Annotated in this window: 9 protein-coding genes and 1 pseudogene; 7 read left to right on the top strand and 3 right to left on the bottom strand. The window is 65.1% G+C overall.

Annotated elements, in window-relative coordinates:
• Window positions 1–2889: Rne/Rng family ribonuclease (locus V7E26_RS26335; protein WP_324421936.1), on the top strand; the 2889-nt coding region annotated here is incomplete at its 5' end.
• A 71-nt stretch (window positions 2890–2960) separates the two neighbouring features.
• Here V7E26_RS26335 and V7E26_RS26330 read toward each other — a convergent pair.
• The 3 genes and pseudogenes from V7E26_RS26330 to V7E26_RS26320 form a co-directional block, all read right to left on the bottom strand.
• On the bottom strand, window positions 2961–4292 hold the full coding sequence (locus V7E26_RS26330; protein WP_324421934.1) for a dicarboxylate/amino acid:cation symporter: 1332 nt from the start codon (window positions 4290–4292) through the stop codon (window positions 2961–2963).
• Window positions 4293–4411: 119 nt separating this feature from the next.
• A pseudogene (locus tag V7E26_RS26325) lies at window positions 4412–4702 on the bottom strand (biotin transporter BioY); the annotation flags it as partial.
• A gap of 86 nt (window positions 4703–4788) precedes the next feature.
• Window positions 4789–5976 carry a pyridoxal phosphate-dependent aminotransferase gene (locus V7E26_RS26320; protein ID WP_324421932.1) on the bottom strand — a complete coding sequence of 396 codons (1188 nt, stop codon included), beginning with the start codon at window positions 5974–5976 and terminating at the stop codon, window positions 4789–4791.
• Window positions 5977–6204: 228 nt separating this feature from the next.
• Here V7E26_RS26320 and V7E26_RS26315 point away from each other — a divergent pair, with 228 nt between their 5' ends.
• The 6 genes from V7E26_RS26315 to V7E26_RS26290 all read left to right on the top strand — a co-directional run.
• Window positions 6205–7611, top strand: a complete 1407-nt coding sequence (locus V7E26_RS26315) for a M48 family metalloprotease (RefSeq protein WP_324421930.1) — start codon at window positions 6205–6207, stop codon at window positions 7609–7611.
• 156 nt (window positions 7612–7767) lie between these two features.
• Entirely contained in the window at window positions 7768–8535 is a 768-nt protein-coding gene (locus V7E26_RS26310; RefSeq protein WP_324421927.1) for a DsbA family protein, read from the top strand.
• 224 nt (window positions 8536–8759) lie between these two features.
• On the top strand, window positions 8760–9506 hold the full coding sequence (locus V7E26_RS26305) for a DUF1236 domain-containing protein (protein WP_324421925.1): 747 nt from the start codon (window positions 8760–8762) through the stop codon (window positions 9504–9506).
• A gap of 256 nt (window positions 9507–9762) precedes the next feature.
• Window positions 9763–10242, top strand: a complete 480-nt coding sequence (aroQ, locus tag V7E26_RS26300) for a type II 3-dehydroquinate dehydratase (RefSeq protein WP_324421923.1) — start codon at window positions 9763–9765, stop codon at window positions 10240–10242.
• 87 nt (window positions 10243–10329) lie between these two features.
• Entirely contained in the window at window positions 10330–10824 is a 495-nt protein-coding gene (gene accB / locus V7E26_RS26295) for an acetyl-CoA carboxylase biotin carboxyl carrier protein (protein WP_324421921.1), read from the top strand.
• Between the two features lie 82 nt (window positions 10825–10906).
• Window positions 10907–11310: biotin carboxylase N-terminal domain-containing protein (locus V7E26_RS26290; RefSeq protein ID WP_324421919.1), on the top strand; the 404-nt coding region annotated here is incomplete at its 3' end.

Raw genomic sequence — 11310 nt, 5'->3', positions numbered from 1 at the left:
CAGATCCCGGTCGCCGACCGTCAGGCGCTGATCGAGGCCGACGAACGCGCCCACCGCGAGGCCGAGGAAGAGAGCGAGAACCGCTCCAGCCACCGCCGCCGCTCGCGCCATCGCAACGCGCGCCGCCGTGGTCACGGCGACCGCGTCCAGAGCGACGTCATCGAGAATGCCGCCCAGGATCCCTCGCAGGCGCCGCAGCCCTATGAGGGCGAGCCGCACGAGCATGATGGTCTCTATGCCCCGGAGGCGCAGGCGCACGACGCCGGACATGGCGAGGATGCGGTCCAGCACGACCACGAGGCGCATGACTACGAGGCGCACGGTCACGACGCGCACGGTCACGACGCCCACCAGCCGCACGATCACCACGAGGACCATGCGCCGGCCTCGCACGAACCGGCGGCTGCCGTCAGCGAAGCGCCGGTTGCCGAAGCGACACCGGAGTTCAGTGCCCCCGCAGTGCCGCCAACCGAGGTCCCCACCGCCCAGGCAGGCGCCGAAGACGCGCCTGCCACGCATGCCCATGATGAGTTTCATGGCCACGATCATGGTCAGGAGCACGATCATGCCGACGAGCCGCCGCATGTCGAGCATGCCGGCGAAGGCTACGCCGCGGCCGCGCCGGACGAATTCGCCCGTGCTCCGGAGGGCGACGAAGGCCACGAGGACGACGACGACGATGCCGAGGATGACGCCGAAGAGGATGTCGTCGAATCGGTCGGCGGCGACGACGTGCTGGAGGAAGTGCCGGAGCGCCCGTTCCGCCCGCGCCGCCAGTACAAGATTCAGGAAGTCATCAAGCGCCGCCAGGTGATGCTGGTCCAGGTCGTCAAGGAAGAGCGCGGCAACAAGGGCGCGGCGCTGACGACCTATCTGTCGCTGGCCGGCCGCTACGCCGTGCTGATGCCCAACACCGCGCGCGGCGGCGGCATCAGCCGCAAGATCACCTCGGCGCAGGATCGCTCGCGTCTGAAGGAAGTGGTTCAGGACCTCGACGTGCCCGAGGGCATGGGGATCATCCTGCGCACCGCCGGCGCCTCGCGCACCAAGCCCGAGATCAAGCGCGACTTCGAATATCTGATCCGGATGTGGGAAACCGTGCGCGACATGACGTTGCGCTCGCAGGCCCCCACCCTCGTCTACGAGGAAGGCTCGCTGATCAAGCGCTCGCTGCGCGACCTCTACAACAAGGAGATCGACGAAATCCAGGTCGCTGGCGAAGCCGGCTACCAGGAAGCCCGCGACTTCATGAAGATGCTGATGCCCTCGAACGTGAGGGCGGTGAAGCAGTATCGCGACGGCCAGCCGCTGTTCTCGCGGATGGGCGTCGAGAGCCAGCTCGACGCGATGTTCTCGCCGACCGTGCAGTTGCGCTCCGGCGGCTACATCGTCATCAACCAGACCGAGGCGCTGGTCTCGATCGACGTCAACTCGGGACGCTCGACCCGCGAACACCACATCGAGGACACCGCGCTCAAGACCAACCTGGAGGCGGCCGAGGAAGTCGCCCGCCAGCTACGCCTGCGCGATCTCGCCGGCCTGATCGTCATCGATTTCATCGACATGGACGAGAAGCGCAACAACCGCGCCGTCGAGCGCAAGCTCAGCGATTGCCTGCGGCAGGATCGCGCGCGCATCCAGGTCGGCCGCATCTCGCATTTCGGCCTCTTGGAAATGTCGCGCCAGCGCATCCGCGCCAGCGTGCTGGAGAGTTCGACCGAACCCTGCCCGCAATGCGGCGGCAGCGGCCATGTACGCTCGGTCTCCTCGGTCGCACTGCAATTGCTGCGCGGCATCGAGGAAATCCTGATGAAGGGCGCGACCCATAATCTGGTGGTGCGTACCCGCACCGACGTCGCGCTCTATGTGCTGAACCACAAGCGCGGCCATCTGCGCGATCTCGAAAATGCCTTCAAGGTATCGCTCGCCGTCGTCGCCGACGCCACGGTCAGCGGCCAGCAATCCTACATCATCGACCGCGGCGAGCAGGTCCACACGCTGGAAGCCGCCAAGGCGTTGCTGGCGGCGCAGGCTGCCGCCTCCCCGCCGCAGGTCGAGGAAGCCTACGAGGACGACGAGGCGTACGACATCGAAACCGAATCCGAGGTCGAGACCGAGGAAACGGAGGGCCTGACCGAGGATGGCGCCGAGGCTTCGTCCGGCGAAGGCGATGGCCAACGCCGCAAGCGTCGAAGGCGTCGGCGCGGTCGTGGCGAGCCGCGCGAAGGCGGTGCCCCGCGCGAGGACGGCGCCCCACGCGAGGATGGCGATGCGCTGGTCGCCGCAGGCGAAGCCATCGAAGGCCCGGCCGTCGAGGACGGCGAAGCCGACGAGGATGAAGGCGACGAGCAGGCAGCGCGCGGCGATCAGCCGGCCGGCGAACGGCGTCCGCGCCGCCGCGGCCGACGCGGCGGACGCCGCCGGCGTGGCAATGGGCTGGACGACGGGCTCGCCGGATCGATCGCTGACGAGCTCGGGCCGACCTCGGCCCCCGAAGCGACCGACGCGGTTGCCGATTTCGACGGCGGCTCGACCGAGCCCGCGCCGTCGCTGGTGCATACAGACACTCAATCCGAGCCGGTCGCGCCGCCGGTGGAGGTGCAGCCGGTATCGGACTATCAGCCGGAGCCGGTGGCAAGCGCATCCGCCCCGGCCGCTGAAGCAGCCGCACAAGAGACCGAGCCCGCCGCGGCGCGGCGGCGTTCGACCGTGCGCGAGAAGGTCAGCTTCATGACCAGCGCACCGGCAGAACCGGTGTCGGGCCAGAGCGCGCCAGAGCCGGTCGAAACGCCTGCCCCCTCCCCGGCCGAGCCGGCGCCGGCGGCAGCGGACGAAGCCGCGCCCCGCAAGGCCGGCTGGTGGTCGCGCCGCTTCGGCGGTGGTGAGTAAGGAAGCGAACCAAAAGAAAAACCGCCCGGCGAAAACCGGGCGGCTTTTTATTTTGCGGATCGCTGTGCCGGTCAGCCCGTGGTGATGGCGGTCTCGACGTCGGACGGGTCGATCTGCTTGTTCAGGCCGGCGTGCAGTTTATCCTTGTTGAGTTCGCCCTCCCACCACGACACCACCACGCAGGCGACGCCGTTGCCGCACAGATTGGTCAGCGCGCGGCACTCGCTCATGAACTTGTCGATGCCGAGGAGGATGGCCATTCCGGGCACCAGGCGGGGATCGACCACCGCGAGCGTCGCCGCCAGCGTGATGAATCCGGCGCCGGTGATCCCGGAAGCGCCCTTCGAAGTCAGCATCGCCACCAGCAGGATGGTCAGTTGCTGGCCGAAGGTGAGGTCGAAGCCGAGCGCCTGCGCGATGAACAGCGTCGCCAAGGTCATATAGATATTGGTGCCGTCGAGGTTGAACGAATAACCGGTCGGCACCACCAGGCCCACTACCGATTTGGAACAGCCGAGCCGCTCGAGCTTCTCCATCAGGGAAGGCAGCGCGCTTTCCGAAGACGACGTGCCGAGCACGATCAGGAGTTCGTCCTTGATGTAGGCCAGGAACTTGAAGATCGAGAAGCCGACCATCCGCGCGATGAAGCCGAGCACCACAAACACGAATAGCGCGGCCGTGAGATAGAAGGTCGCGATCAGCCCGAGCAGGTTCAGGATCGCGCCAGTACCGAACTTGCCGATGGTGAACGCCATTGCGCCGAACGCGCCGACCGGCGCCGCTTTCATCACAATGGCGATGACGCCGAACACCGCATGCGCGGCATCGTCGATGAAGGCGCGGATCGTATGGCCGCGCTCGCCGAGCCCCATCAGCGCAAAGCCGAACAGGATCGAGAACAGCAGCACCTGAAGGATTTCGCCCTGCGCAAAGGCGCCGACGACGGTGTCGGGAATGATGTGCAGGAAGAAGTCGACCGATTTCTGCGCCTCGGCCTGCTTGGCGTAGCCGGCAACCGCTTGCGCGTTCGCCATGCTGCCGCCGAAGCCCGCGCCGGGCCTGACGATGTTGCCGACCAGAAGACCTATCACCAGCGCGAAGGTGGAAACGACCTCGAAATAGAGCAGCGCCTTGACGCCGATCCGGCCGACCTTCTTGGCATCTTGTATATGGGAGATGCCCGATACCACGGTGCAGAAGATGATCGGCGCGATCACCATCTTGATCAGCTTGATGAAGCCGTCGCCGAGCGCCTTGATCCAGTCGTTGGTCGCGAGCACAGGCCACAGCCAGCCGAGCAGCGCGCCGACTACGATCGCAATCAGCACTTGGACGTAGAGAATCCGGTACCAGGGCTTCTTTGCCGCGCGCGCGGGCGCTTCGGTTGCAATTGTTGCCGCCATGACGCTCACTCCCCCTCAGAAATGTGCGCGGACCGGGCCGAACATGCGCCAATCCGTCGCACACAGCCAAAGTCTTTTGGGTAAGCGAAGTCAATGGGGCTGGCGAATGTAACCCCCGCCTAATCGCGGGAAACGAAAATCCGCCTGATCGCCGGCACGAGGGCCGCACCGAGCGCGTTCTTGATCAGCGACGCTGCGATGAACGGCGCGATGCCGACCAGCCACGCCTTTTCCACGCCGAGTTTCATGCCGAACGCCAGCCAGCCAAATCCGGCGGCGAGAATCAAAAGGTGTCCAAGTGCCATCGCAACGAACAGAAGAAGCACCGATCGATCCCAGCCGCGCTCGGCGAGCCATCCCGCGACAAAGGCCGCGCCCACGAAGCCGAACAGATATCCGGCCGTCGGCCCGGCATGGATCTGGCGGACACGGATAGCTCCCCGATTTGGACAGGCAAGATTGAAATGAAGATTGATGTGGATGACGAGAGGTGGCGCTAGCGAAGCCAGCGTGCGATGCGCGCAACCGCTTCACGCATCTCGTCGGCCGAGCGCGCGTAGGAGAAGCGGATGAAGCTGCGGCCGTGGATCGGATCGAAATCGACGCCCGGCGTCGCCGCCACATGCGCCTTCTCGAGCATACGGCCGGCAAATTCGAAGCTGTCGGACGTGAAGTCCGAGACGTCGGCATAGAGGTAAAAGGCGCCGTCCGCCGGCAGGAACCTGGTGAGGCCGGCCTTCGGCAGTCCCTCGATCAGGATGCGGCGGTTCTCCTCGTAGCCGTGCTTGATCGCTTCCATTTCGTCGTTGCCCTCGAACGCCGCTTCGGCCGCGATCTGCGACAGCGTGGGCACCGAGATCGACAGGTTCTGCTGCAGCCGCTCGATCGGCCGCACCAGCGGCTCCGGCACCACCATCCAGCCGACCCGCCAGCCGGTCATGCAGAAATATTTCGAGAACGAGTTGATCACGAGCGCATGCGGCGAAAGCTCGGCCGCCGTCACCGCCGGGAACGCGTAGTCGAGGCCATGATAGATCTCGTCGGAGATGAATCGGATGCCCGCGCTCTCCGCCGCATGGATCAGCCCGGTGAGCGCCTCGCGCGACATCATCGTTCCGGTCGGATTGGCGGGGCTGCCGACCAGCACGCCCTTCAGCGGGGCTTGGCGATGCGCGGCCAGCAATGCCTCCCCGGTCAGTGCGTGGCGCGTCGCGCGTGATGTCTCGATCAGCACCGGCTCGCAGCCGAGCGCGGTCAGGATGTGCCGATACGGCGGATAGCCCGGCACCGTGACGGCGACGCGGTCGCCCGGCTCGAACATCGACAGAAACGCCAGAATGAAACCGCCGGACGAGCCGGTCGTGACCACGATGCGGTCGGGATCGACCGCGCAGCCGTAAGTGTCGTGATAGTGCCTGGCGATTCGCATGCGCAGCGAGGGCATGCCGAGCGCGGATGTATAATCGATCCTCGCTTCGTCGAGCGCTCTGTGCGCGGCACCGATCGCACAGGTCGGGGCCGGCGCCGCCGGCTGCCCCACCTCCATGTGAATCACGTGCCCGCCCGCCGCCTCGATGCGGGCCGCGGCCGCCATCACGTCCATCACCATGAAGGGTGGAACATCGCTCCGCGCTGACGGCGTCAGCAACGCCTTTGCGCGGTCTCTAAGTGTCGATTCCTGCATCGATATCTGCTATGTGCACGAACGCCGCCCGAATTCGGGTTCCCGAGCCGGCCGGCGCCCCAGACTGGCCGTATTCAGTGGCTTGTTATAGCGTTTTCAGGCGAAGTGATACCGGCTCGGGTGAAGAAACGCTTTGAATCAACATATCGGGACCTGTTTCCGATCTGGTCGGAAGCCGAACCGTCGTCCGGACAAGCCCGAACCACCGCCAATCGCCAAAGATCACGCATGCTGCTCCGTATCGCTCCAGGCAAGAAATCAAGGAAACTGATCGCGCTGACCACGGCGATCGCGCTCGCCACCGCACCGATAGCGGCGACGGCGCAGGAGAACAAGGGCCCGCCAGTGCTCCGCGACACCGAGACGGAACAATTGCTGCGCGAATATACCCGCCCGATCCTGCGCGCCGCCGGTCTGGAAAAGCAGAACATCCAGATGGTGATCATCAACCAGAGCGTCTTCAACGCTTTCGTTGCCGACGGCCGCCGCATCTTCGTGAACTATGGCGCGATCATGCAGTCGGAGACGCCGAACCAGATCATCGGCGTGATGGCGCACGAAACAGGCCACCTTGCCGGCGGCCACCTCGCCAAGATGCGCGAACAGATGGCGCAGGCCCAGACGCAGATGATCATTGCCATGCTGCTCGGCGCCGGCGCCATGGTCGCGGGCGCGCGAGGCGGCGGCAGCAATAGCGGCCTGACCAACGCCGGCGCGGCGATGTTCTCCGCGCCGGGCGAAGTGATCCGCCGCAACCTGCTCTCCTATGTGCGCCAGCAGGAAGAAAACGCCGACAAGGCCGGCGTGAAGTTCCTCAATGCCACCGGCCAGTCGTCCCGCGGCATGTGGGAGACGTTCAAGCGGTTCACCGACGAGAGCCTGTTCGCCTCCCGCGGCACCGACCCGTACGTGCAGTCGCATCCGATGCCGGCGCAGCGCGTCGCCGCGCTGGAAGAGCTGGCGCGCTCGAGCCCCTATTGGGACAAGAAGGACGACCCTGCGCTACAGCTCCGCCACGACATGGTGCGCGCCAAGATCTCGGCGTTCATGGAGCGGCAGGACACCGTCGCCCGGCGCTATCCCCTGTCCAACAACAGCATGCCGGCGCGCTACGCCCGCGCGATCTCGACCTATCTGCACGGCGACCTGCGCAGCGCGCTCGCCCAGATCGACGCGCTGATCCAGCAGCAGCCCAACAATCCCTATTTCCACGAGGTGCGCGGCCAGGCGCTGCTCGAGGGTGGCAGGCCGCAGGAGGCGATCGCGCCACTGCGCAAGGCCCTTCAGCTCTCCAACAGCGCGCCGCTCATCGAGATCCTGCTCGGCCAGGCCCTCGTGGCAACCGGCAACAATGCCTACACCAACGAGGCGATTTCGATCCTGCGCGCAGCGGTGGCGCGCGAGACCGAAGCGCCGATCGGCTATACCCAGCTCGCCATGGCCTATGGCAGGAAGGGCGACTACGCGCAGGCGGATCTGGCCTCCGCCCAGGCCGCCTCCCTGCGCGGCGACAACAAGACCGCGCGCGATCTCGCCTCGCGGGCGAAGGCGCGCTTCGCGATCGGAACGCCCGGGTGGGTCAAAGCTGACGACATTGTGAGCGCCAAGCCGCTGCCGGGCCAGAAGAGCAACTAGAATTAACCCGCATTCGGCTATAATCGGACCGGATCGTCAAAGACTTGCACCCCGGGGACTTGGTACAGGGACTGGCACCAGGCTACCACGAACGAATATTCCAGGAGCCGGCCTTCAGCAGGATTGCCCGGCAACTCGCCGCATAAGGATTCACCGATGCCCTCGTTCCGTTTTCTCCTCCCCGCCTTGTTTGCGTTGGCGCTCTGCGGCGCGCCGCAAGTCGCTTCCGCGCAGAGCTTCAACGACGCGCAGCGCGGCGACATCGAGACCATCGTCCGCAATTACCTGATCGCACATCCCGAAGTGCTCGAAGAGGCGATGGCTGAACTCAGCAAGCGCCAGACCGCCGCGGAAGCCGCCAAGCACGAAGCCGGAGTTGCCGCCAATGCCGAGGCGATTTTCAATTCGCCGCGCAACGTCACGCTCGGCAACAAGGACGGCGACGTCACCTTCGTCGAGTTCTTCGACTACAATTGCGGCTACTGCAAGCGCGCGATGACGGACATGATGGACCTGATGAAGAGCGACCCGAAGCTCAAGATCGTGCTCAAGGAGTTTCCGGTCCTGAGCGCGGGCTCGGTCGAAGCCGCCCAGGTCGCCGTGGCCGTGCGCATGCAGGATCCGACCGGCAAGAAATATCTCGACTTCCACCAGAAGCTGCTGACCGGCCGCGGCGCCGCCGACAAGGCCCGCGCGATGGCGGCCGCCAAGGAAGCCGGCCTCGACATGGCGAAGCTGGAGAAGGACCTCGCGACCGCCGAGGTGCGCAATACGCTGGAGGAGAACTTCAAGCTCGCCGAAGCGATGGGCATGAACGGCACACCGAGCTACGTGATCGGCAAGCAGGTGGTGATCGGCGCCGTCGGCGTCGAAGCGCTTCGCGAAAAGATCAGCAACGCGCGCTGCGGCAAGGCGACCTGCTGAACCCGGCTGACTTCCTTCGACGGCAAAATCCGGCTGCGACGCAGCCGGATTTTTTGTTGGCGAGAATGTTCAAATCGAACCTCCTCAGCCCACCCGTCTCAGTCGAGGTCCGTATTCATCCGGCATTCACAAAACAAAGTCCGTGGAACCGTCGATGGTCAGGAACATCGCGCAATTCCTTTCGTTGTCGGCGCGGGCAATGCAGACACGTGAGGAGACATTCGATGACTAATCGCTTTCTGGTTACGGTCGCGACCGCGGCCCTGATCGCCGGAACCGGCCTTGCCAGTGCGCAGGGTCCTGGCGGAGGCGCGGGATCGGCCGGTTCTACGGCGCAGCAGAGCGCGCCTTCGTCCGGCGGCGCGTCGTCAGGCGCAATGCATCGCGATAGCGGCGGCGCTTCTTCAGGCATGAAGAGTGGCGAGTCGTCCGGCATGAAGGGCGAGTCCGGCATGAAGGCTTCGGAATCGACCGACAAGGCCGCGCCCGGCGTCAGCAGCAAGAGCGCCCAGGACAGCAACCGCATGCAGGGCGAGAAGTCAAAGAGCATGCACTCCGAGACCGACTCGACCAGGGATTCGGCCAAGGGCAGCAAGGAAATGAAGGCCGAGGGCCGCGACGGCAAGGCCGATACCAAGACCGATACCAAGTCGGGCACCGCCGCGACCGAGAGCAAGTCGCAGACCACGACCGGCAACGCCGCCACCTCGGCGACCGCCGCCCCGCCGGCCGAGAAGCGCACCCAGATCGTCTCCGCCATCAGGTCGGAGAAGATCCAGGAGACCACCAACGTGAACTTCAATATCTCGGTCGGTACGGTGGTGCCTGCCTCGGTTCGCTTCCACCCGCTCCCGCCGCGGATCGTCGAGATCTATCCGGAGTGGCGCGGCTATGAGGTCATCCTGGTGAAGGGCCGCTACGTCATCGTCCGTCCGCAGACCCACGAGATCGTCTACATCATCGAGGGCTAACGGACCTGGCCAACGCTACGGACCAAGGCTTTCACCAGGCCAAGGAAGGGGTGGGCAGAGATGTCCACCCCTTTTGCTTTGGGTAGCCAGGACCCGAAAACGGATTAACCAGCGATTTCCGTAGGTTCAAGGCGGCCTTTTACGAAGGGAATGATGCATTTGGGCGGCATTCCGGCAAGCCTGAAGGCTTCCCCTTGGCCGCGTTGTTACCTATAACGCCGCGACCCGCCTGCCCCTCTTCTTTGCTGGAATCCGGATGGCCCAAGGAAATACCCCAGCCGCTGCCGCGACGATCTATGTGCTCAACGGCCCGAACCTCAACATGTTGGGGATTCGCGAGCCCGAGACCTATGGCCATGCGACGCTCGCCGACGTGGAGAAGCTGTGCGCGGAAACGGCTGCGCAGTTCGGCCTGAAGGCCGACTGCCGCCAGTCCAATCGCGAGGGCGAGTTGATCGACTTCATCCATGAGGCGCACGCCAAAAAGGCTGCGGGCATCATCATCAACGCCGGCGGCTATTCGCACACCTCGATCGCATTGCACGACGCGCTGGTCGCGGTGAAGATCCCGACGGTGGAAGTGCATGTCAGCAACATCCACGCCCGCGAGAGCTTCCGTCACCATTCCTTCACCGCCATGGCCGCCTTCGCATCGCTTTGCGGCTTCGGCATCGAAGGCTACCGCCTCGCGATTACAGGCCTTGCCGCCAAGCTCGGCATCAAGGCGCAGAACTGACTTCACACTGACCGCAATCCTGACGCCGAACGACACCAAGTCTGACGTTTAAGCCGTCACCCACATCGAGAATCCCGGATCAAGACCATGGCCCGCCAGCCCGACAACAAGTCAGCGGACAAATCAGCCGCAAATCTGAAGAGCGAAGACAGCGCGCTCATTCGCGAACTCGCGCTGCTGCTCGACGAGACCAGCCTGACCGAGATCGAGATCGAGCGCTCCGGCCTGCGGCTGCGGGTCGCGCGCAACATCAGCGTGGCGGCCGCGATGCCGAGCTTCCAGCCGATGCCGGTCGCCTCGGCAGCCGTCGCCGCTGCGCCTGCAGCAGGCGCCGATCTTGCCAAGCACCCGGGCGTGGTCCCCTCGCCGATGGTCGGCACCGCCTACTGGGCGCCCGAGCCCGGCGCCAAGCCGTTCATCGACGTCGGCACCAAGGTATCGGCCGGCCAGACTCTCCTGATCATCGAGGCGATGAAGACGATGAACCAGATCCCGTCGCCGCGTGCCGGCACGGTGACGCAGATTCTTGTCGAAGACGGCCAGCCGGTCGAATTCGGCGAACCGCTCGTAATCATAGAATGAGCGAATGGTGAGTGGCGAATAGCGAACAGGGACAAATTATCCATTCGCTATTCGCCATTCGCCACTCGCCCCCTGAGGCCGCATGTTCGACAAGATCCTCATAGCCAATCGCGGCGAGATCGCGCTCCGCGTCCTGCGCGCGTGCAAGGAGCTTGGCATCTCCACCGTCGCGGTGCATTCCACCGCCGACGCCGATGCCATGCATGTGCGGCTCGCCGACGAGAGTGTTTGCATCGGGCCGCCGCCGTCCAAGGACTCGTATCTCAACGTGCCCGCGCTGCTTGCGGCCTGCGAGATCACCGGCGCGGACGCCGTGCATCCCGGCTACGGCTTTCTGTCGGAGAACGCCCGCTTCGCCGAAATCCTCGCCGAGCACAACCTGCATTTCATCGGCCCGAAGGCCGAGCACATCCGCCTGATGGGTGACAAGATCGAGGCCAAGAAAACCGCCAAGCGGCTCGGCATCCCCGTGGTGCCCGGCTCCGA

Source organism: Bradyrhizobium sp., from assembly GCF_036735945.1.
Classification (GTDB): domain Bacteria; phylum Pseudomonadota; class Alphaproteobacteria; order Rhizobiales; family Xanthobacteraceae; genus Bradyrhizobium.
This window is presented reverse-complemented; position numbering and strand designations above follow the sequence as displayed.